Raw genomic sequence first — 21,158 nt, forward strand, 5'->3', positions numbered from 1 at the left:
ACTGAACATGACCCGTTCGACCGGACGATGCCTGTGCGGCGGCGTGACCTTCAGCGCCACGCCCAGGGGCGGGATGCACGCCTGCCATTGCGGCGCATGCCGCCGCCTGTCGGGCGGCGTCCTGTTCAGCGTGGACTGCGGCGACAGCGTCCAGGTCCGGGGCGAGGTCGCGACCTATGCCTCGTCCGAATGGGCTGTGCGCCAGTTCTGCCCGGCCTGTGGGACCGGCCTGTTCTGGCGGTCGAACGACGGCGCCATGACCATGGTCTCGGCCCAGGCGTTCGACGACCCCGGCGTCTTCGCGCTGGAGGACGAGTTCTGCATCGATAGCAAGCCCGATACCTACGCCTTGGCGGGGGACCGGCCGCGCCTGACCACGGCCGAACTGTACGCCCAGTTCGCGCCGCCGCAGGACTGACGCCATGCGGATCGTCGCCGGCGGCCTGAAGGGCCGCGCCATCGTAGCGCCGGAGGGGCAGGGCACGCGCCCGACCTCTGACCGCGCGCGTCAGGCGGTGTTCAACGTGCTGGAACACGCCGCCTGGAGCGAGAGCCTGCACGGGATGCGGGTCATCGACCTGTACGCCGGATCGGGCGCCCTGGGGTTCGAGGCGGTCAGCCGGGGGGCGGGCTTCTGCCTGTTCGTCGAGACGGACGACGGCGCGCGCGGCGCCATCCGCGAGAACGCCGACGCCTATGGCCTGATGGGCCGCACGCGGGTTCATCGCCGCAGCGCGACCGACCTGGGCGTCAGGCCCGGCCCCATCGCCGAGGCGTTCGACCTGGCCTTCCTTGACCCGCCCTACGGCAAGGGGCTGGGCGAACAGACGCTGGCGCGTCTGGCCGAAGGCGACTGGCTGAAACCCGGCGCCCTGGTGGTGTTCGAGCGCGGGTCCGACGAGCCGGACATCGACACCCCCGGCTATCAGCGTCTGGACGCCCGCGACTATGGCGCGGCGCGGGTGCTGTTCCTGCGCGCGGGAGCGGCGGCCTGAGGGCTGGCTGCGACCTGCATGGCGCCACCGAAAACAGTGCAATGCGTAACAAGGTGCGATTTCAGGCGGTGCTCCTCGGCGGCGTCAAACCGTCGGCAATTATAGACCGGGCCGCGCAGGCTGTTGCGCCGGTCGACGCCTGTTGACGCCAAGTCGCTGATTTAAAGCGTCTTCGTGGATCCGTCGGCCAGGGCGTTCAGCGTCGCCTCATGCGCCGCCATGCGCTGTCGGCAGAGTTTGGCGTGACGCAGATAAAATCCGATGCACAGGATGAGGACCCCGCCCAACCCCGCCATCAGCCTATGGTCCGTTCCGCGCTGGCCGGGCAACAGCAGGGCGGCTGTGGTCATGAAAGCCATCCCGGCGATGCTGATCGCAACGCCCGCCCAGGCCCAGCGCAGCCCGGCGCGGGCCTGGGCGAGAGCCGAGCGCAGGGCGACCTGGGGCGTGTCGGTCAGCAGGCCGGGATCGCCGCTTCGGGACCATAGCGTCATGACCAGGGCGAAGCCGACGAACCCCAGGGCCGTCAAGGCGACAGACCAGGGCAGGCCCTTCGTCCAGGTGGCCCAGGCGATCAAGGCGATGACGGCGACGCCGCCTGCGATCTCGCCTGCGAAGTTCAGCCGCGCCAGCCGGTCACGCATTCGCAACTCGCGGATCAGATGGGCGTCCAGCGCCGGTTCGCCCACAGCGGGCGCGGTCCAGACCTGGGTCAGGTCGGACCAGTCTTTGTCGGGATCGGTCATGCGCGAACCTCTGGGGCCGGGTCGTCGGGATTGAGCGCTCGCCGCAGGGCGGCCTTGGCGCGGGTCAGGCGGATGGAGACGGCGTTGGCGTTCAGGCCCAGCATCTCGGCGATCTCGGCGGGGGTGAAGCCTTCCAGAGTCAGCAGGGCGGGCTGGCGCAGCGACAGGGGCAGGGCGCGCACCGCCTGCTCCAGCCGCAGGTGCAGGTCGCGTGTCTCGGCGCAGTCATGGGGCGTGGGGTCGCCGCTGGGTGCGGCTTCGTCCAGCGGCTGGCGACGCGGTTCCGCGGCCTCGCGCGCGACATGGGTGACGGCGCGGTTGTGGGCGACGCGGGCGATGAAGGCGCGCAAGGGCGCCTCGCCCCGATGTTGGGGCGCGGCCCGCCACACGGCCAGCAGAATCTCCTGCTCCAGCTCGCGGCGGCGCTCGCGATCCGCCTCATAGCCGGAGGCGATCCGGCGCAGCATGGCGCCATGTTCGCTCAGCAGGGCCTCAAAGGTCTGGTCGCGTCCCAATCGCGGGGGTCTCCGTGAAATCGTCGGTCGCGATGAAAGACTCGGAAGATCGCCGAGACTTTCACCCCAGGCGTCGAAAAACCAAGGGAGTTCGCCATGACGATTGAAACCGGAACCACGGACAAGGCCAGATCCGGCGTGCTGACGCGCGGCAAAGGGCTTCTGAAGCTGCTGGCCGGGTTGCTGGCGGTCGCGGCGGTGTGCGCCTGGGGCTCTCTGGGGATCGGGCTTTATCTGGATGTGGATCGCGGGGCGCGGATCACCCTGGCGATCGTGGCGGCGGTGTCGACCGAGGCGTTGTTCTGGACCGTGGCGGCCCTGCTGGGCGTGTCGGTGGTCGAGGCGCGCAAGCGCATCTGGCGGCGGATCACGCGCCGCGAAGCCTGACCGCCAGATTGCGGGCGGCGGCTGTGACCTCGGCCCAGGTGGTCTCGAAGCCGTCGTCGTCGCCGAAATAGGGATCGGCGACGGCCTGGCCCTCGCGGCCGGGGACGTGGTCGAGCAGCAGGCTGAGTTCGGCGACAGCGTCGTCGGGACGCAGGCGGCGCAGGTTTTTCAGATTGTCATGGTCCAGGGCGACGATGTGGGTGAAGCGACGAAAGTCCGCCTGCGTCACCTGCCGCGCCCTCAACCCCGAAATCTCCACTCCATGCCGCCGCGCCGTCGCCTGCGCCCTCGCGTCCGGCGCCTCGCCCGCATGCCAGTCCCCGGTCCCGGCGGAATCCACGATCAGGTCGAGGTGGAGCCGCTGGGCCTCCGCGCGCAGGGCGGCCTCGGCGAGGGGAGAGCGACAGATGTTGCCGAGGCAGACGAAGAGGATGGAGGGCATGGGAACCGTGAACGAGGAGTCGAGATCAAATGCGATGCTATTGCTCGAATGGTGATTTCGAATAAATCTCGACATATCTTCGGTCGCAAAAAATGAAAAAGCCTAGGCGAAATGAGAAATGTCCCTGCGGTAGCGGGGAGAAATACAAGCGATGTCATGGCCGCGCGGAGTTTTCAGACGCGCGCTCGCGCCAGGCCGCCGCAATGCTTCAGCGAGTTCAGGCTGACGAGCTTATCAGACAAAGACAGCAGGGGCTTGGCCAGCCCATCGTCGCTTTTAAGGATGGCGAGCAGCAGTTTATAGCGGTCAAGAATCGCCTAGTCTGGTCGGATCGATGGAAGACATTCCCAGACTTCCTCAGCGACTACATCAAGCAAGTTTTTCCGGGCGCTTGGGGTAAGGAAGAGTTTGCCAAGCCATTTCCTGAACGGCATCCGATTATTCAGTGGTACCAAGCATACTGTCTGTATCAACGGCAATTCATCAAAACGCCCGGCGAGATTGCATCAGGCCATGTGACTGGTGCCGTGTTCTGCTATCTTGGTCTTGCCTACAATCTCTATCTTATGGAGCACAATGTGGAGCTTCAGGCGCGCATGATTGCTCGCCTCAAAGATCCGGCAAATTTTCAGGGCGCATTCTACGAGCTTGTAGTAGCTGGCTCGCTTATTCGGGCAGGATACGAACTGGTTCTAGAGGACGAGGCAGATAGGCAGTCGAAGCACTGCGAATTTGCTGCCATCAAGAAATCAACAGGTAAGCGCTACTCAGTTGAAGCCAAAATGCGAGCGGTCGCAGGCATGCTCGGCCGCACTACCCACGATGGAGGGAGTGACGAAAAACCCCTTGGTAGGCTGATCCCCCATCTGTGCGCTGCGCTCCGCAAGCCGTCAGAGGCAGAGCGGTTGGTATTTATCGATATCAATGCTCCGATGGATAAAAATATCAGCGAAGATAACCGCCCCGAATGCATGACGGCAGCAATCCGTTCATTGGAACGTTTCGAAAGAAACAAGAATGCCCCGAAGGAAAGCGCCTATCTTTTTGTGACCAACATTGCCTGCCACCGCTATTTGGACGATCTGCCTGTGCTGGCGATTGCCCCATTTGGCTTCAATATCCCTGACTTCAATCGCCAAGGGATATTCCGCCATGTTGACCGTTACCGACAGGAACAGAAGCACAAGGATGCGCTAGAAATTGCACAGGCGTTGGCTGACGCTGCTGTGTTTCCGAACAGTTTTGACGGGCGACCTTCCTCTGAATTGAGGCCGAATGAACAGAAGCGCTTGGTGGTAGGTGAGACTTATAATTTCGCCGACGCGATACCCGGCGGTTTGATCGCTACTGTTACATCGGTTGCTGCCTGCGAAAAATCTCGATCCGTAATGGCTGTCGCGATGACGTCGGATGGCCAAGGTCACATTCTGCACGAAACGATGAGCGAGGCCGCTGCTGCCGATTATGCGGAGTACGGTGAGAATTATTTCGGAGAAGTCGGCCGAAATGGCGGGGTCGCAAAGAATGCATACGAGATGTTTTGCGGGATGATGGATATTTACGCCGATTATAATCGGGAACAGCTGGCCCGACAGCTTGGTCTGAGTCCAGACGACGCATCGCTTACACACCTCAACGACAGCGAATTGCGCGAGTTTATCGCGGAGCGGCTGGTTGCCAGCATTGATGCGCGCAGCACTGGTTGATCGCGCCTCACCTTCTCCCGAACAGCTTCTCCAGGTCGTGCAGCTTCAGCTCCACGTAGGTCGGGCGGCCGTGGTTGCACTGGCCCGAATGCGGGGTGGCTTCCATCTGGCGGAGGAGGGCGTTCATTTCGGGGGCGGAGAGGATGCGGCCTGAGCGGACGCTGCCGTGGCAGGCCATGGTGCCGCAGATGGCGGCGAGGCGTTCCTTGAGCGACAGGGCCTGGCCGTGTTCGGCCAAGTCGTCGGCGATGTCGCGGATCAGGCCCTGAACGTCCGTGTCGCCCAGCATGGCCGGGGTTTCGCGCACCAGGACGGCGCCGGCGCCGAACGCCTCGACGATCAGGCCCATTTCGGCCAGTTCCTCGGCGCGGGCGGCGACGCGCTCGGCCTCGGCGGGGTCCAGATCGACCACCTCAGGCGTCAGCAGGGCCTGACGGGTCACGGACCCCTCGGCCATCTGGGCCTTCATCCGCTCATAGACCAGCCGTTCGTGCGCCGCGTGCTGATCGACGATGACCAGGCCGTCGCGGGTCTGGGCGACGATGTAGTTGGCGTGAAGCTGGCCCCGCGCGGCGCCCAGCGGATAGTCGAGGGGGTCTTGAGGTTGAGCGGCGAGTGGCGGGTGGCGGGTGGCGAGGTCGCTGTCCGGGGCGGGTTGCGATGGCCATGACGGGCCGCCCCAAGTCGGTTCGACGCGGGCGCTGCGTTCGTTGAGGCCGGGGATGATTTGGGCGGCGGCGTCGGGCTGGGACCAGCCGGTCCAGCCGCTGAACCCCCGGGCCGAGGGGGCGCTGGGGCTGTAGGCGGGGCCGGAACCGAGATGTGTGGCGACGCCGGTGTGGGGCTGGAATCCCGATAGGGCGTCGGCGGCGACGGTGGTTGAGGCGCGGTGGCCCGCCGCGTGCAGGGCGTGCCTCAGGGCGCCGACGATCAGGCCGCGCACAAGGGCCGGATCGCGGAACCGGACCTCGGCCTTGGCCGGGTGGACGTTGACGTCGACATAGAGGGGATCGATGTCGAGGAAGAGGACGGCGGCCGGGTGCCGGTCCCGCGCCAAGAAGTCGGCATAGGCGCCGCGCAGGGCCCCTTGCAGCAGCCGATCCTTCACCGGGCGGCCGTTGACGAACAGATACTGATGCGCCGCATTGCCGCGCGAATAGGTGGGCAGGCCCGCATAGCCGGACAGGCGCACGCCGTCCCGCTCTTGATCGATCAACAGGGCGTTGGCCTCGAAGTCGCGGCCCAGCAGGGCGGACAGGCGTTTCAGCCGCCCTTCGTCGCCGGGATGTTCGGCGGGCAGGCGCAGGGTCACCTTGCCGTCCAGCGACAGGGTGAAGGCGACGGCCTCGTGCGCCATGGCCTGACGCTTGATCTCTTCCGAAATGGCCATGGCCTCGGCCCGCTCGGACTTCATGAACTTGAGCCGGGCGGGGGTGGCGTAGAAGAGGTCGCGCACCTCGACCCGCGCGCCGTGCGGACCGGGGAAGGGGGCGGGCGTCAGGGGGCGGGTCTCGCCGCCCTCGACCTGAATGGCCCAGGCGTTGGTCTCGTCGCGGGACCGGGTGGTGATGGACAGACGGGCGACCGAGCCGATGGAGGGCAGGGCCTCGCCCCGGAAGCCCAAGGTGTGGATGCGCAGCAGGTCCACGTCGCCCGCGTCATCCGGCTCCAGCTTGGATGTGGCGTGGCGTTCGATGGCCAGCGGCAGTTCCGCTCGCGGGATGCCCTTGCCGTCATCGGCGATCAGGATGCGCGACAGGCCGCCGCCGTCGGCCTGAATCTCGATATTGGTCCCGCCCGCATCCAGGGCGTTCTCGACCAACTCCTTGATGGCGCTGGCGGGCCGTTCGACCACCTCGCCGGCGGCGATGCGGTTGACGGTTTCGGGGGAGAGGCGACGGATGGGCATGAGCAGCCCAAGATAGGGCGCGCGGGGGATTCGCGCCATGCGGCGTTCCACCGGCGGGGAACGGGGCGACAGCTTGACCGTTAAGACGCAAACGCGCCTTGATCCAGCCCGAAACCGGGTGCGGAATGGCGCGGCGTGAAGCCTTGCAGCCTCGGATGACGATGAAGACCCGATCGATCGTGCTCGCCGCCACACTGGCCCTGTCAGCCTGCGGCAATCCTCAACCGTCCAAGGCGCAGGAGGGCGAGTTCGCCCAGCCGACGCGCAACGTGCCCAGCGACGCCGGGGGAATGAAGTCCAGCTTCGCGCCCGTGGTGCGTTCGGCGGCGCCGGCCGTGGTCAATATCTCGGCCCGCAGCGTGCAGCGGGTGCAGGCCGATCCCTTCTTCCAGCTGTTCGGCGGCGGCATTCCCCAGGCGCGGGTGGCGGAATCGGTCGGGTCGGGCGTGATCGTCCGTTCGGACGGAATCGTGGTGACGAACAACCACGTCATCGACGGCGCCCAGCAGATCAAGGTCGTGCTGAACGACCGGCGCGAGTTTCCGGCCACGGTCATCCTGGCCGACGAGCGCAGCGACATCGCCGTGCTGAGGCTGGAGAATGTCAGCGACCGCCTGCCGGTGCTGGCCATCGACGATCGCGAGCAGCAGCAGGTCGGCGATCTGGTCCTGGCCATCGGCAATCCGTTCGGCGTGGGCCAGACGGTGACCAACGGCATCATCTCGGCCCTGAACCGCACCGAGACGGGGATTTCCGATTCGGGCTCCTTCATCCAGACCGATGCGGCCATCAACCCGGGCAATTCGGGTGGGGCGCTGGTGGACATGGACGGCGATCTGATCGGCATCAACACCGCCATCTTCTCGCGATCCGGCTCCTCGGCCGGGGTCGGGTTCGCCGTGCCCGCCGCCATGGTCAAGCGGGTGGTGGATTCGGCCCTGGGCGGCGCCAAACAGGTGGTGCGGCCCTGGCTGGGCGTGAAGGGCGACACTGTGACCGGCGACATCGCCGGCAGCCTGGGCCTGAGCCGGCCGCAGGGGCTGGTGGTCACGGAGGTTTACGCCAACGGCCCGGCGGCGCGCGCGGGCGTGCGCCAGGGCGACGTCATCACCGCCGTCGACGGCCAGGAGATCAACGATCAGGGCGGGCTGAACTATCGCGTCGGCTCGCGCAATCCGAACGATCAGGTGCAGGTCGTCATCCTGCGCGACGGGCGGGCCCAGACCCTGACGGCGCGGGTGCAGCCCCTGCCGGGCGACGCCGATCCCAACGGGGGCGTGACCATCACGTCCGGTCCGTTCGCGGGCGCCGAGGTGGTGGCGCTGAACCCGGCGCTGGCCGACCGGCTGGGCGGCGATCCGTTCGCCAGCGGGGTGATCGTCACCGGATTGTCGGGGCGCGGCTATGCAGCGCGGGCGGGCTTCCGCCAGAACGACCTGATCGTCAGCATCAACGGCCGCGCCATCGCCTCGGCCCGCGACGTCGAGGCCGCCAGTTCCGGTCGCGGCCCGTGGGAGGTCGTCATCAACCGCGGCGGCCGTCAGATCCGGGGCGTGCTGAGATAAGGGAAGGGCGCTTCAGCCCTTCGTCGGGCCCCCGATGGACCATGTGTGGCCGAAGGGGTCGCGCAGGACGCCGTAGCGGTCGCCCCAGAACTGATCGGCCATGTCCATGACGGGTTCGGCGCCGCCGACGACCAGGGCGCGGGTCCACCAGGCGTCGGGGTCGGCGACCTGAAGATGCAGGGTCACGCCGGCGGGACGTACGTCCTGGACGCCGGTGTATTCCGGGAACTCGTCGTTCACCATGACGCTGGCGCCGTTGATCCGCAGATGGGCGTGCATCAGCCGCTCGCCGTCGTCGGCCAGGCGGCGATCCAGAACCTCGGCCCCGAAGGCGATGATGTAGAAGTCCACCGCCGCCGAGGCGCCGCGCGACGGGATCGTCAGACGGGGCGTCACGCCGGAAGTCGGGCCTTGGTCGGGGCGGGCGTCGGTCATGAGGGCGGTCTCCGTGTCGGGATGCGATACTAGCGCGTGAAAAGCCGAAGGCGAACGCCTACATAGGTCGCACCCATGAGCGATTTGTTCGAAGCCTCCGGCATTCTGCCCCCCGACGCCCCTTTGGCCGACCGGCTGCGCCCGCGCACGCTGGACGAGGTGGTGGGGCAGGACCATCTACTGGGGCCGGGCGGGCCGATCCGGCGCATGATCGAGGCCGGGCGGCTGGGGTCGATGATCCTGTGGGGGCCGCCGGGGACGGGCAAGACCACCATCGCGCGGCTGCTGGCCCAGGCGGCGGGCTATGAATATCAGGCGATCAGCGCGGTCTTCTCCGGCGTCGCGGACCTGAAAAAGGCGTTCGAGGCGGCGCGGATGCGACGGGCGGCGGGGCAGTCGACCCTGTTGTTCGTGGACGAGATTCACCGCTTCAACCGCGCCCAGCAGGACGGCTTCCTGCCCTTCGTTGAGGCGGGGGTGGTCACACTGGTCGGGGCCACGACCGAGAACCCCAGTTTCGAGCTGAACGGGGCCCTGCTGTCGCGCAGCCAGGTCTATGTGCTGAAACGGCTGGACGATGCGGCGCTGGATCAGCTGCTGGGCCGCGCCGAGGCGCATATGGAGCGGGCCCTGCCGCTGACGCCCGAGGCGCGTCAGGCGATGCTGGCGCTGGCGGACGGGGACGGGCGCTATCTGCTGACCATGTCGGAGGTGCTGTTCGACCTGCCAGAGGACGAGCGGCTGGACGTGCAGGGGCTGGCGGGGGTGCTGCAGCGCCGGGCGCCCGCCTACGACAAGAGTAGAGAAGAACACTATAACCTCATATCAGCCCTGCATAAATCGGTGCGGGGGTCGGACCCGGACGCGGCGCTTTATTGGCTGGCGCGGATGCTGAACGGGGGCGAGGATCCGCTGTATCTGGCGCGGCGGATCGTGCGGATGGCGGTCGAGGACATTGGCGAGGCGGACCCCCTGTCGATCCTGGTCGCCAATGCGGCCAAGGACACCTACGACTTCCTGGGCAGCCCCGAGGGCGAACTGGCGCTGGCGCAGGCAGTGGTGCATCTGGCCACTGCGCCCAAGTCGGTCGGGGTCTATGAGGCGTTCAAGGCGGCCAAGAAGGCGGCCTATGAGACCGGATCGCTGATGCCGCCCGCCCATATCCGCAACGCCCCGACCAAGCTGATGAAGTCGCTGGGCTACGGCAAGGGCTATCAATACGACCCCTCGACGCCCGAGGGGTTTTCGGGCGCGAACTTCTTCCCCGACGAGATGGAGCGTCGCACCTTCTATCAGCCCAAGGGCGAGGGGCACGAGGAGAAGGTCAAGGCGCGGCTGGAGCGCTGGGCCGCGATGCGGGCGCGGATGGCGGTGGACGATCCGGCGGACTGACCTCTAGAAGCGCCCGATGTCCGAACGCCAGCCCGTCGCCCTGTCCGAAGATGAGATCGCCGCCGTCCGGTCGTGGGTGATCCACGAGGACGCCCATATCTTCGCCTTTTCCAAGCCCAGCGGCCTGTCCAGCCAGGGCGGACGGATCAAGGCGCACACGCTGGACGACCTGTTGTGGGCGTTTGCGCGGTCGAACGGCAAGCGGCCGGAACTGGTGCATCGGCTGGACCGCGACACCTCGGGCGTGATCCTGGCGGCCAAGACCAAGCCGGCGGCCGGTTTTCTGGGCAAGGCGTTGCAGATGCGGCGGTTCAGGAAAACCTATCTGGCCCTGCTGTCGGCGGCGCCGGACCCGCGATCCGGCACGGTCGATGCGCCCCTGCGCCGCGAGGAGATCGGGCGCGAATCCTATATGCGGGTCGTCGCCTTCGACGCGCCGGGCGCGCAAGGGTCACAGAGCCGATACCGCACCCTGGCCGCCAGCGATCACGGGGCGGTGATGGAACTGGAGCCGCTGACCGGGCGGATGCATCAGTTGCGGGTGCATATGGCGCATCTGGGGCGGCCGCTGATCGGAGACGTGCGCTATGGCGGGGCCCTGACCACGCCGGTCGGACCCGCGCCGCGCCTGATGCTGCACGCGGCGAAACTGAGCTTTCCGCATCCCGAAGGGGGGACCACGACAGTCGAGGCCCCGCCGCCGGAAGATTTCCAGACGCTGCGGCGCGCGCTGGGTCTATAAGACGGTTCGAACCTCAAGAAGCCGCCCGTGATCGCGACCCTGCTGATCGTCATCGTGGCGCTGATCCACGCCTATATCGTGGTGCTGGAAATGGCGCTGTGGACCACGCCGCGCGGGCGAAAAGCCTTTGGCCTGAGTGTGGAAAAGGCCGAGGCGACCAAGGTGATGGCCGCCAACCAGGGCCTGTACAACGGGTTTCTGGTCGCGGGTCTGGCGTGGGGGCTGTGGCTGGGCGCGGGCGGGTTTCAGATCAAGGTCTTCTTTCTGGCCTGCGTGGTGGTCGCGGGGCTTTACGGGGCCGCGACGGTCAGCCGGAAGATTCTGCTGGTGCAGGCGGTTCCTGCGGCCTTGGCTCTGATCGCGCTGGCCTTGCGTGTATGAGGGAACGCCCGTCTCATTGCGACGCTATGTCGTTGAAAGGATTCACCCGATGAAACGTCTCGCCATCGCCCTGACCGGCCTGTCCGCCCTGGCCCTGACCGCCTGCGCCAGCCTGGCGCCCTATGGCCAGCAGCGGGGAAGCGGCGGGCAGGGGTATTCCGAGCAGCGGATCGAGAGCAACCGATACCGCGTGACCTATAATGGCGTGGGCGCGGCGGGTCGTGTCGCCGACTGGGCGCTGGTGCGGGCGGCGGACCTGACCACCGAACAGGGTTATAGCTGGTTCGAGGTGACGCAGAGCTGGACCGACGGCCGTCCCGGCGGCGCGGGCGGCGTCAGCCCCAGCGTATCCATCGGCGGCGGCAGCAGCCGTTACGGCGGCTATTCCGCATCGGGCGTCGGGGTGGGCGTGGGCCTGAACTTCAGCGGGCCGCAGCCGACCTCGACCACGCTGGAGGTCGTCATGGGCCGGGGCGCCAAGCCTGACAGCCCCTATGCCTACGATGCGCGGTCGGTGCAGAGCTCCATCCCGCGCTGACCATCGCTTTCGCCGCGGTCCGCGTATAGAAGGCCGCACGATGACACGTTTTCTTCTTGTCGCGGCCGGCGGCGCCATCGGTTCGATGGCGCGCTATGGGCTGGGCGTCGCGGCCGGTCGATGGGCGCCGAACGCCGGATGGCCGGTCGGCACATTCGCCGCCAATGTCGCGGGCGGCCTGTTGATGGGCTTGCTGACCGGCTGGCTGGCGTTCCGGGGCGGCGCGCAGCAGGAGGCGGTCAGGCTGTTCGCCGCCGTCGGGGTGCTGGGCGGGTTCACGACCTTTTCGTCCTATTCGCTGGAGGCGGTGCAGATGATCGAGCGCCGTCAGATCGGCCTGGCGGCCGCCTATGTGATCGGCTCGGTGGTTCTGGCTATCGGCGCCCTGTTTGTCGGCCTGATGATCGCCCGCCGCGCCCTTGGAGTTTCCGTTTGACCGACCAGCCACCCGCAGCAGACGCCCCCAAGCGCGAAGTCCTGACGATCTATGTCGCTGAGGACGAGGACGGCATCCGCCTGGACCGCTGGTTCCGCCGGCGCTGGCCGCACCTGTCCAACATCCAGGTGCAGAAGATGGCCCGCAGCGGCCAGATTCGCGTGGACGGCGCCCGCATCAAGCCCGAAGGCCGCCTGACCGCCGGGGCCGCCGTGCGCGTGCCGCCGATCCCTGACGACACTTCGCGCCAGGCCGGGGACGCCCACACCCTGACCGAGAAGGACATCGCCTTCGCCAAGTCGCTGGTGCTGTACGAAGACGATATGGTGATCGCCATCAACAAGCCGCACGGGCTGGCGGTTCAGGGCGGCACCAAGACCAGCCGCCACGTCGACCGGCTGCTGTCGGCCTGGGGCGAGGGGCTGGCGCGGCCGCGTCTGGTTCACCGGCTGGACCGCGACACATCCGGCGTCCTGCTGCTGGGCAAGGGGCCAGAGGCGGCCAAGCGGCTGGCGGGCGCCTTTGCGCGGCGTCAGGCCAAGAAGACCTATTGGGCCATCGTCATCGGCAATCCGAAACCCTATTCGGGCCAGATCGACATGCCGCTGAAGAAGACCGGCATCAACGACTTCGAGATGATGCGCCCGGCCGAGCGCAAGGACCCGCGCGCCGAACCGGCGGAAACCGCCTTCTCGACGATCAGCCGCGCCTCGCACCGGGCGGCGTGGATGGCGCTGCGGCCCTTCACCGGTCGGACGCACCAGCTGCGCGCCCATATGGCGGGGATCGGCCACCCGATCCTGGGCGACCCGAAATACGGCGACGAGAAGTCGCGCGAACTGTCGGGGCCGCTGAAGCTGCAACTGCACGCCCGCAGCATCGAACTGGACCACCCGCGCGGCGGCGTCCTGAAGGTCACGGCGCCCCTCAGCCCCGAAATGAAGGCCGGCTTCGCCCACTTCGGCTTCACCGAGGACGAGGCCGAAGACGACCCCTTCCTGGGCGTGAAGCGAATCCGGTGACGGTCCGGCCGTTCCACCTCTGATCTTCGACGGAGTTTCCATGACCGACCAGCCTGCCCCGCATCGTCCGCGCTTCGTGGAGCTTTCGCCGGATCGTATTGCGCGGTTCTGGACCGAGGCGAGCGTGGGCGCGCATCCAGGCGGGGGGTGGGCGGTGCAGTTGGATGGGCGCACGCCCAAGACGCCGGACAAGGCGCCGCTGACGCTGCCGACCGAGGCGGCGGCCCGGATGGCGGCGGAGGAGTGGGCGGCGCAGGGGGAGTTTCTGGACCCGTCGACCATGCCGGCGACGCGGCTGGCCTCGACCGCCATCGACCGCATCGGAGCCGCGCGCGAGGCTGTGGCGGACGAGATCGCGGCCTATGCCGGATCGGACGTGGTCTGTTACCTGGCCGAGCATCCGACCACCCTGGTCGAGCGGCAGGCCCGCGAATGGGGGCCTTGGCGAGACTGGGCCGCGCGCGAGATGGGGGTCGTGCTGGAGCCGACCAGCGGCATCGTCCACCGGCCGCAGTCGCCCGAGGCCATCGCGAGGGTCAAGGCCCACGCCCTGACGCTGGATGATTTCCGCCTGACCGGCCTTGCGACGGCCGTGCCCCTGCTGGGGTCGGCGGTGCTGGCGCTGGCGGTCGAGCGGGGCGCGCTCAGCGGGGGAGAGGCGTTCGACCTGTCGCGGATCGACGAGGCGTTCCAGGAGGATCAATGGGGCGTGGACGCCGAGGCGTCCGAACGCACCCAGGCGCGCCGCGCCGAGGCGGAGCTGCTGGATCGGTGGTTCAGGGCCTTGGACTGAGGGCCAAACGACATTCAGCCGGATAACGTCATTCCGGGTTCGTCCTTCGGACGCCCCGGAATGATGACCTGGGATTCCGGTCGACTGAACCCGGTGTCAGGCCGAGGCCGTAGAAGCCGCGATGATAGCCGCGCGTTCCTGATCGGTCAGGTGACGCCAGCGGCCTTCGGGCAGGTCGCCCAACTCAAGCGGGCCGATGCGGATACGGTATAGGTCCACGACCTCCAGCCCGACCAGCTCGCACATGCGACGGATCTGGCGATACTTGCCCTCGGTCAGGATGAACCGCAGGCGTTGCGGTTCGATCTGGGTGACGCGGGCGGGCTTCAGCGGCTTGTCGTTCAGGGACAGGCCGTGGCGCAGCTTGCTGAGCTTGCCCTCGGTGATCTGGCCTTCGACGACGACGAGGTATTCCTTGTCCAGTTCCGACGCGGGTCCGATCACGGCCTTGGCCACCACGCCGTCGGACGACAGCAGCAGAAGACCGCGCGAATCCTCGTCCAGGCGGCCGATGGGGGGCAGGGAGGCGTCGCGGGCGGGGGTTTCGCCCTGGCCGATACGATTGGGCGTTTTCAACAGGCGCACGGCGGGAACCTTGCCGGGATCGGGCTGGCCCGAGACGAAGCCGACCGGCTTGTGCAGCACCAGGGTCATGCCGGTGGCCAGGGCGGCCTGGGCGGTGTCGTTCAGGGTCAGGGTTTCGCCGGGCTGAATCTTGCGCCCCGCATCGGCGATGGTCTCGCCGTCGATGGAGACCAGGCCGTTGGCGATCAGGCTGTCGGCCTCGCGCCGGGAACAGACGCCGGTTTGGCCCAGCCATTTGTTCACGCGAACGGGTTCGTCGCCGTCATAGGTGCGGGTGAAGGCCATGCGATTCCGTCGTCCAGTCGATGCGGTTGTCTAGGGGCGGGGCCTGGCGCGGGCAAGGCGGGGGCTGGATTTCAGCAATCATGGCCATGTGATTCCCGGTCTGCGGGTTGATGCGCGACGCATCGACACTATATCCCTCGGAACACCCCAAATCAGTCAGAGTGCCGGACGGCTTTTGTCGGGTCCGTCGATGTCTGTTTTTCTGGCGATCGGGGTGAAGGATTTGTGCGCTTCGGGCGGTGAATCCGAGACATTATTGAAACCCACAAAGGATACGTCTTGTACGCTCAAAACAAATCTTCCGCTGGACCGCGCCGCAACGGCTTCAACCGCCCCGTTCCCATCCGTCTGCGCATGGGTCTGGTGATGCGGCGCAATATGGAGTTCGGGGCGCTGGGCGATGTGGAAGGGGCGTTGCGGGGCGAGGGCGTCGGGTTGGCGCCGATGTCGACCGGCGAGGCCAGTCTGTCGGCGGGCGGCGTGACCGTGCTGGCCACCGCGACGGCCAGGGACATTGCGGAAGGCCGGTTGAAGGGGCTGGTCGTGCCCGGCGGATCGAGCGACGAGGCGTCGCTGGCGGCGGTGCGTTCGCTGATCGATCTGGCCCGCGCCAATGAGTTGACCATCCTCGCCTTCGCCGACGGCGTCGCCCTGACGGCCGAACGGTTCGGGGTGGAGGTCGAAGCCGAGGCCGAGGCGGCCATTTTTGGCGGCGGTCAGCCGACCGTGCTGAACGAACGGGCGGACCTGTCCAAGGCGGTCGCGGCCCTGTCCTGATTGAATGGACCTGATCAGACAGTTCTGAACAGAAGCATCAGGTTCTCGGCCGGCATGGGGACGCGCAGCGTGGCGATCAGGCCGTGGGCGCGGGCCAGGGCCTGAACGGCGTCGCGGTCGCGCAGGCCCCAGTCGGGATTGCGCGACTTCAGACTGGTGTCGAAGGCGGCGTTGGACGGCGCCAATGGGACTTCCGCCTCGCGATAGGGGCCGTACAGAACCAGAAGGCCGCCCGGACGTCTCAGGGCCCGGCCCGCCAGATCCATCAGCCCCTCGGTCGCCGACCAGGGGCTGATGTGCGTCATGTTCGCGCAATAGAGGGCGTCGAACGGTCCGGTCGGCCATGTCGTCGGGTCCTGGCCGTCCAGGTCTAGCGGCGCCGCAAGATTGGGCAGGGCGGCAGTGCGGGTCCAGGCGGCGATGCTGTCGCGCGCCTCGGCGCTGGGGTCGCTGGGCGTCCAGCGCAGGCCGGGCATCGCTGACGAAAAGGCGACGGCGTGTTCGCCCGATCCCGAGGCGATCTCCAGCACCGATCCGGCGGCCGGGAGATGGGCGCGCAGGACGCGCAGGATCGGCTCCGCATTGCGGCGCGCGGCCGGCGAGGTCAGGGCGCCGTCCGGCAGGGCGGCGATGGAATCCAGACTGTTCATACGCCCTGATACCGCCAGACGGCGCTCAGGGCATCTGTGATTTCTCACCGCCAAAGACGGACGATCCGCCGATTTCTTGCACGATTTGACGCCGAAGGGCCGGGGGCGCAATTCGCCTGTAACAGTGCGTGATCGTAATGTTTTCGGGCCATGGCGGCGTCAGATCGCCAGGCCTCCTTTGCTCAGGAGACGTCCTTGTCCATTTCCACCACGCCCGGATTGCGTCCGGCGCCCACCGCCCATGCCGGGCTGATCGCCTGGGTCGAGCAGATCGCCGCCCTGACCCGGCCCGCCCGCGTGCACTGGTGCGACGGATCGGAGGCCGAGAAACAGGCCATCGTCGCCGATCTGCTGGCCAAGGGCACGCTGAAGGAACTGGATCAGGACAGGCGGCCGGGCTGCTACTACGCCGCCTCCGATCCGCGCGACGTGGCGCGGGTCGAAAGCCGGACCTTCATCTGTTCCGAGGACGAGGCGGACTCCGGGCCGACCAACAACTGGGCCGATCCGATCGAGATGCGCGACCGTCTGGCGGGCCTGTTCGACGGCTGCATGGCCGGGCGGACGATGTATGTCGCGCCCTTCTGCATGGGGCCGCTGGGCTCGGAAATCAGCGCCCTGGGCGTCGAGATCACCGACAGCGGCTATGTCGCCCTGTCGATGGGGGTGATGACCCGGATGGGCAAGCCGGCGCTGGATCAGCTGGGCGACAAGGGGGTGTTCGTGCCCGCCGTCCATACGCTGGGCGCGCCCTTGGCCGAGGGGCAGGCGGACGTGGCCTGGCCCTGCAACGACGACAAATGGATCGTCCATTTCCCCGAGACGCGCGAAATCTGGTCCTATGGTTCGGGCTATGGCGGCAACGCCCTGTTGGGCAAGAAATGCTATGCGCTGCGGATCGCCTCGGTCATGGCCCGCGACGAGGGCTGGCTGGCCGAACATATGCTGATCCTGAAGCTGACCGATCCGAAGGGCCGGGCGAAATATGTGGCCGCGGCCTTCCCGAGTGCGTGCGGCAAGACCAATCTTGCGATGCTTCAGCCCAGCCTGCCGGGCTGGACGGCCGAGACCATCGGCGACGACATCGCGTGGATGCGGTTCGGCGACGACGGGCGATTATATGCGGTGAACCCGGAGGCGGGCTTCTTCGGCGTGGCGCCAGGCACCAGCCGCGACACCAACCACAATGCGCTCGAGACCCTGGCGACCAACACCATCTTCACCAACACCGCCCTGACCGCCGACGGCGACGTGTGGTGGGAGGGGATGACCAGGACCCCTCCCGAGGGCCTGACCAACTGGAAGGGGCAGCCGCACGATCCGGCGTCGGGCGAACCGGCGGCGCATCCGAACGCGCGCTTCGCCTCGCCCGCCAGCCAGTGCCCGGCCATCGCGCCGGAATGGGAAGACCCGAAGGGCGTGCCGATCGACGCCATCCTGTTCGGCGGGCGTCGGGCCAGCGCGGTGCCGCTGGTGACGGAGGCGTTCGACTGGGAGCACGGCGTCTTCATGGGTTCGACCGTGGCGTCGGAGGGCACGGCGGCGGCCGAGAACAAGGTCGGCGAACTGCGTCGCGACCCGTTCGCCATGCTGCCCTTCTGCGGCTACAACATGGGGGACTATTTCGCCCACTGGCTGAAGATGGGGCAGGGGCGCGAGGCGTCGAAACTGCCGCGCATTTTCTTTGTCAACTGGTTCCGTAAGGATCAGGATGGGCGGTTCGTCTGGCCGGGCTTCGGCGACAACCTTCGTGTGCTGAAGTGGATCGCCGAGCGGATCGACGGCGAGGCCGAGGCGGTGGACACGCCGGTCGGCCGGACGCCGTCGCCCGAGGCGCTGGACCTGTCGGGTCTGACGCTGACGCCGGAGCAGATGGCGATCCTGCTGGACGTGGACACCGGCGTCTGGGTCGAGGAGGCGGCGCTGATCCCCGACTTCTATCGCCGGTTCGGCGAGCGGCTGCCGACCGCCCTGTGGGACCAGCACGCGGCGCTGGTCGCGCGGCTGGACCGGGCGGCGGGCGCGGCTATGGCGGCGGAATAGTCAGCCGAGGCTTGCATTGAGGGCGTCGCGGGCCGATCAGACGGGCCGTGACGTCTTCTCCTCCCATCGTGATCGTCGGCGCGGGCGTGCTGGGCCTATGCACCGCGTTCGAACTGCATCGGCGCGGGCGATCCGTCGTGGTGATCGATCCGGGCGGAGCGAACGCCTCGGCCGTTGCTGCGGGCATGATCGCCCCGGCCATGGAGGCGGCGATCGACGACGCCTCGCCAGAATGCGCCGCCCTGTTTCGCGCCGCGCGCGACCTGTGGCCCGATTTCGCCACGGCCGCCGGAATCGCTTTGGCGAGACGCCGGGCGGAGTGGCGCGGCGGGGATGCGGCCGGGATCGCGGCGCGGATGCGGTCGCTGGGGTTTCAGGCGCATTTGCACGGCGACCGGGTCGTCACGGACGAGGATTATCAGGTCGATCCCGCCCAGGCGCTGGCGGCGATGAGGGCGACCCTGGGCGATGCGGCGGTGATCGGCCGCGTGGAGGCGGTTTCGCGCTGGACCGACGGTTGGCGCGTGACGACGGATCGCGGGACGCTGACGGCGAGCGCCCTGGTGCTGGCGACGGGCGCTGATCCCGCCATTCCGGGCCTGCCCGAGGCGGTGCGCGAACAGGTCGACACGATCCAGCCCGTTCGCGGTCAGATCGGGATGACGAAACAGGCGCTGGCCGGCCATGTGGTGCGCGGGCCGGGCGCCTATATCGCGCCGATGGGGGCGGGGGTGGTCGTGGGCGCGACGATGGAGTCGGGGCGTCGCGATACGAGGCCGGATGTGGCGACGGGCGAACGGCTGCTGGAGGCCGCCTGGCGCGTGCTGGGCCGACCGCCCGAGCCCCTGGAGATCGAATGGCGGGCGGGCGTGCGCGGGTCCAGCGCCGACGGCCTGCCGCTGGCGGGCGCCGCGCCGGGCGGGCAGGGGGTGTTCATGGCCCTGGCGCCGCGTCGCAACGGCTGGCTGCTGGGGCCGCTGGTCGGGGCGGCGGTCGCCGATGCGATCGAGGGGGAGCCTGCGTCGCCGCACGCCCGCACCCTCGATCCCGGCCGGTTCTAGTCCGCCATCGCGAAGCGGACGGTGAAGTTGACCGTGGCGCCGTCGACGGGGCGGCCGTCCACGGTGCGCGGGTTCATGCGGAAGTCGCGCGTCAGGCTCTGGGCCGCGCGGCCGAAGCCCTGGCCGTTCGGGGTTTCACCGACGACGCGGCAGCCGGTCAGGCCGCCGTCCACCCGCACCACGCAGCTGAGGCTGGCGGAGCCCGGCGTGCCGTTCTCGGCCGCGCGGGTCGGATAGGCCCGCGCCATCTGCGCCGCAGACGGACGGCTGGCCCAGCTCGGATTGTTGATCACCGAGGGCGCACGGGGCGGGGTCTCGACCGTCGCCGTGCCGCCTTCGACGCCCGTGGGCGCCGTGCTGACGATCAGCTGTCCGGGCGGGGCCGTGTTCGCCGGGTTCTCGGGCGGGGTCAGGGCGACGGGCGGAACGGTGGTCGGCACGGTCAGGGTCGGCTTGTGGATCGGCGTCGGCGGGGCCGCCGTGACCGTGGGCGGGAGGGGTTTGGGCTTGGGCGTCTCCATCGTGACGATGAAGGGCGGGTCATCGACCACCGGCTGATCGGCCAGGCCGCTCAGCTCGAACCGTTGATTGTAAAGCACGATCCCGGCCCCGACGTGCAGGATCACCGAGACGCCGATGGCGGCCAGCATCCAGCGCGGGATGGGTTTCTTGCGTTCCCCGAAGTCGATGGGGCTGATCAAGCCGGGTCCGCCGGCGGTTTGCATCATCATGGCCTAACTCCCTCGTTCACCGCCCCCGCAGCGCCCGTAAGGCCAAGTTGAGCGCGCAGGTTGTGGCGGCTTTGCGGCAGGACGCCCGCGTTCGACCAATGTCGATCCGTTACGCTGTCGTTAAGGATTAGGGATTGGTTAACCACGTTCGCCGACCATCGCGCGCATGGGCATCGGAGCGATTCCATCGGCGGGCGGCGTGGAGGCGGCGATCAGGCGCGCCTCGGCGGCCGTGGGCGTCGACTACGACTTCATGGTCAAGACCGCTCGCCGCGAAAGCGCGATGAACCCCTCGGCCAAGGCCCCGACCTCCTCGGCGGCGGGCCTGTTCCAGTTCATCGAACAGACCTGGCTGGGCACGGTCAAGCAGCACGGCGCCCAGCACGGCTATGGCCAGTACGCCGACCTGATCCATCGCGGATCGGACGGGCGCTGGCGGGTGGAGGGTTCGGCGCGCAACGTGGTGCTGGACCTGCGGTTCGATCCGCACGCGGCCTCGGCCATGGCGGCGGAACTGACGGCGTCGAACGCCGCCTATCTGCGCGGACGCACCGGCAAGGAGCCGGGGGCGGGCGATCTCTACGCCGCGCACTTCCTGGGTCCGGCGGGGGCGGCGGACCTGATGCAGGCGATGGACCGCAATCCGGCCGGCAGCGCGGCGGCGATGTTCCCGCAGGCGGCGCGCGCCAACCGCAGCATCTTCTATCGCGACGGGCGAGCCGCGACGGTGGCCGAGGTTCACGCCAATCTGCAACGCACGGCGGGCCAGGGCGCCCCGGCGGCGGGGGCGGGGGAGGCGCGATATTCGACGCCCAGCCTGAGCGAACAGGACCAGATGCTGGCCGCGCGGCTGGATCGGCTGAAGCAGGATCAGGGGCTTCTGGCCCTGCTGCTGGGGCAGGACGGGTCGTCCAGCAGCGGCTTCGGCGGCGCCTTTTCCCCAACGGGCAAGGAAACGACCTGAGTCGGTGAATTTCAACCGATGGTAAACCGCCCATTAAGCATGGCAGTCTCATTTTGGG

The 21,158-nt window shown here is 68.1% G+C and carries 24 protein-coding genes; 16 read left to right on the top strand and 8 right to left on the bottom strand.

The annotated features are described in order from the left end of the window. The first annotated feature begins 7 nt into the window (after positions 1-7). Both P0Y50_10870 and rsmD read left to right on the top strand, forming a co-directional pair. Entirely contained in the window at positions 8-418 is a 411-nt protein-coding gene (locus P0Y50_10870; protein WEK39048.1) for a GFA family protein, read from the top strand. A 4-nt stretch (positions 419-422) separates the two neighbouring features. Continuing rightward, the gene (gene rsmD, locus P0Y50_10875) at positions 423-995 is read left to right on the top strand and encodes a 16S rRNA (guanine(966)-N(2))-methyltransferase RsmD (protein WEK39049.1); all 573 of its coding nucleotides are present in this window, start codon (positions 423-425) and stop codon (positions 993-995) included. 161 nt (positions 996-1,156) lie between these two features. Here the strand turns inward: rsmD and P0Y50_10880 are convergent, their stop codons facing one another. Continuing rightward, on the bottom strand, positions 1,157-1,741 hold the full coding sequence (locus P0Y50_10880; protein ID WEK39050.1) for a hypothetical protein: 585 nt from the start codon (positions 1,739-1,741) through the stop codon (positions 1,157-1,159). Further along, positions 1,738-2,256, bottom strand: a complete 519-nt coding sequence (locus tag P0Y50_10885) for a sigma-70 family RNA polymerase sigma factor (protein WEK39051.1) — start codon at positions 2,254-2,256, stop codon at positions 1,738-1,740. The genes P0Y50_10880 and P0Y50_10885 overlap by 4 nt, the downstream gene beginning before the upstream one ends. Positions 2,257-2,352: 96 nt before the next feature. Between P0Y50_10885 and P0Y50_10890 the strand changes: the two genes are divergently transcribed. Beyond that, entirely contained in the window at positions 2,353-2,643 is a 291-nt protein-coding gene (locus P0Y50_10890; GenBank protein ID WEK39052.1) for a hypothetical protein, read from the top strand. Here P0Y50_10890 and P0Y50_10895 read toward each other — a convergent pair. Next, positions 2,624-3,085 carry a low molecular weight phosphotyrosine protein phosphatase gene (locus P0Y50_10895; GenBank protein WEK39053.1) on the bottom strand — a complete coding sequence of 154 codons (462 nt, stop codon included), beginning with the start codon at positions 3,083-3,085 and terminating at the stop codon, positions 2,624-2,626. The genes P0Y50_10890 and P0Y50_10895 overlap by 20 nt on opposite strands. A gap of 203 nt (positions 3,086-3,288) precedes the next feature. On the opposite strand from P0Y50_10895, the gene P0Y50_10900 reads away from it, so the two are divergent. Continuing rightward, a complete protein-coding gene (locus tag P0Y50_10900; GenBank protein WEK39054.1) occupies positions 3,289-4,791 on the top strand; it encodes a hypothetical protein in 1,503 nt (500 codons plus the stop codon). Positions 4,792-4,798: 7 nt separating this feature from the next. On the opposite strand, the gene mutL is transcribed toward P0Y50_10900, so the two are convergent. After that, on the bottom strand, positions 4,799-6,700 hold the full coding sequence (gene mutL / locus P0Y50_10905) for a DNA mismatch repair endonuclease MutL (protein ID WEK41565.1): 1,902 nt from the start codon (positions 6,698-6,700) through the stop codon (positions 4,799-4,801). 161 nt (positions 6,701-6,861) lie between these two features. Here mutL and P0Y50_10910 point away from each other — a divergent pair, with 161 nt between their 5' ends. Next, the gene (locus P0Y50_10910; GenBank protein WEK39055.1) at positions 6,862-8,265 is read left to right on the top strand and encodes a Do family serine endopeptidase; all 1,404 of its coding nucleotides are present in this window, start codon (positions 6,862-6,864) and stop codon (positions 8,263-8,265) included. A 12-nt stretch (positions 8,266-8,277) separates the two neighbouring features. Here P0Y50_10910 and P0Y50_10915 read toward each other — a convergent pair whose 3' ends face one another. Further along, positions 8,278-8,700: a VOC family protein gene (locus tag P0Y50_10915; GenBank protein ID WEK39056.1), complete on the bottom strand. Its 423-nt coding sequence runs from the start codon at positions 8,698-8,700 to the stop codon at positions 8,278-8,280. 75 nt (positions 8,701-8,775) lie between these two features. Here P0Y50_10915 and P0Y50_10920 point away from each other — a divergent pair, with 75 nt between their 5' ends. Genes P0Y50_10920 through P0Y50_10950 form a run of 7 tightly spaced genes read left to right on the top strand, consistent with a single transcriptional unit; the run spans position 8,776 to position 14,004 of the window. Beyond that, positions 8,776-10,092: a replication-associated recombination protein A gene (locus P0Y50_10920; protein WEK39057.1), complete on the top strand. Its 1,317-nt coding sequence runs from the start codon at positions 8,776-8,778 to the stop codon at positions 10,090-10,092. Between the two features lie 16 nt (positions 10,093-10,108). After that, entirely contained in the window at positions 10,109-10,834 is a 726-nt protein-coding gene (locus P0Y50_10925; GenBank protein WEK39058.1) for an RluA family pseudouridine synthase, read from the top strand. Between the two features lie 27 nt (positions 10,835-10,861). Continuing rightward, complete coding sequence (locus tag P0Y50_10930) at positions 10,862-11,215, top strand: DUF1304 domain-containing protein (GenBank protein ID WEK39059.1); 354 nt, start codon at positions 10,862-10,864, stop codon at positions 11,213-11,215. A gap of 49 nt (positions 11,216-11,264) precedes the next feature. Continuing rightward, positions 11,265-11,753, top strand: a complete 489-nt coding sequence (locus tag P0Y50_10935) for a hypothetical protein (GenBank protein WEK39060.1) — start codon at positions 11,265-11,267, stop codon at positions 11,751-11,753. A 40-nt stretch (positions 11,754-11,793) separates the two neighbouring features. Beyond that, positions 11,794-12,189, top strand: a complete 396-nt coding sequence (gene crcB / locus P0Y50_10940; protein WEK39061.1) for a fluoride efflux transporter CrcB — start codon at positions 11,794-11,796, stop codon at positions 12,187-12,189. Next, positions 12,186-13,211, top strand: coding sequence for an RluA family pseudouridine synthase (locus P0Y50_10945; GenBank protein WEK39062.1), 1,026 nt, complete (start codon positions 12,186-12,188; stop codon positions 13,209-13,211). Before crcB ends, P0Y50_10945 begins: the two co-directional genes overlap by 4 nt. 40 nt (positions 13,212-13,251) lie before the next feature. Beyond that, a complete protein-coding gene (locus P0Y50_10950) occupies positions 13,252-14,004 on the top strand; it encodes an ATPase (GenBank protein ID WEK39063.1) in 753 nt (250 codons plus the stop codon). Between the two features lie 96 nt (positions 14,005-14,100). Here P0Y50_10950 and P0Y50_10955 read toward each other — a convergent pair whose 3' ends face one another. Then, complete coding sequence (locus tag P0Y50_10955; protein ID WEK39064.1) at positions 14,101-14,874, bottom strand: pseudouridine synthase; 774 nt, start codon at positions 14,872-14,874, stop codon at positions 14,101-14,103. A 279-nt stretch (positions 14,875-15,153) separates the two neighbouring features. Between P0Y50_10955 and P0Y50_10960 the strand changes: the two genes are divergently transcribed. Continuing rightward, the gene (locus P0Y50_10960; protein ID WEK39065.1) at positions 15,154-15,651 is read left to right on the top strand and encodes a hypothetical protein; all 498 of its coding nucleotides are present in this window, start codon (positions 15,154-15,156) and stop codon (positions 15,649-15,651) included. A 14-nt stretch (positions 15,652-15,665) separates the two neighbouring features. On the opposite strand, the gene P0Y50_10965 is transcribed toward P0Y50_10960, so the two are convergent. After that, complete coding sequence (locus tag P0Y50_10965) at positions 15,666-16,301, bottom strand: DUF938 domain-containing protein (GenBank protein WEK39066.1); 636 nt, start codon at positions 16,299-16,301, stop codon at positions 15,666-15,668. A gap of 195 nt (positions 16,302-16,496) precedes the next feature. Here P0Y50_10965 and P0Y50_10970 point away from each other — a divergent pair, with 195 nt between their 5' ends. Next, on the top strand, positions 16,497-18,344 hold the full coding sequence (locus P0Y50_10970) for a phosphoenolpyruvate carboxykinase (GTP) (protein ID WEK39067.1): 1,848 nt from the start codon (positions 16,497-16,499) through the stop codon (positions 18,342-18,344). Positions 18,345-18,391: 47 nt separating this feature from the next. Further along, positions 18,392-19,405 (top strand): FAD-binding oxidoreductase, encoded by a 1,014-nt coding sequence (locus P0Y50_10975; protein WEK39068.1) that lies wholly within the window; start codon positions 18,392-18,394, stop codon positions 19,403-19,405. On the opposite strand, the gene P0Y50_10980 is transcribed toward P0Y50_10975, so the two are convergent. Further along, positions 19,402-20,136, bottom strand: a complete 735-nt coding sequence (locus P0Y50_10980; protein ID WEK39069.1) for a TonB family protein — start codon at positions 20,134-20,136, stop codon at positions 19,402-19,404. The two genes, P0Y50_10975 and P0Y50_10980, sit on opposite strands and share 4 nt — an antisense overlap. A gap of 166 nt (positions 20,137-20,302) precedes the next feature. Between P0Y50_10980 and P0Y50_10985 the strand changes: the two genes are divergently transcribed. Continuing rightward, the gene (locus P0Y50_10985; GenBank protein WEK39070.1) at positions 20,303-21,100 is read left to right on the top strand and encodes a transglycosylase SLT domain-containing protein; all 798 of its coding nucleotides are present in this window, start codon (positions 20,303-20,305) and stop codon (positions 21,098-21,100) included. The last annotated feature ends 58 nt before the right edge of the window (positions 21,101-21,158 follow it).

Origin of the sequence: Candidatus Brevundimonas colombiensis, assembly GCA_029202665.1 — a bacterium.
Taxonomy (GTDB): Bacteria; Pseudomonadota; Alphaproteobacteria; order Caulobacterales; family Caulobacteraceae; genus Brevundimonas; species Brevundimonas colombiensis.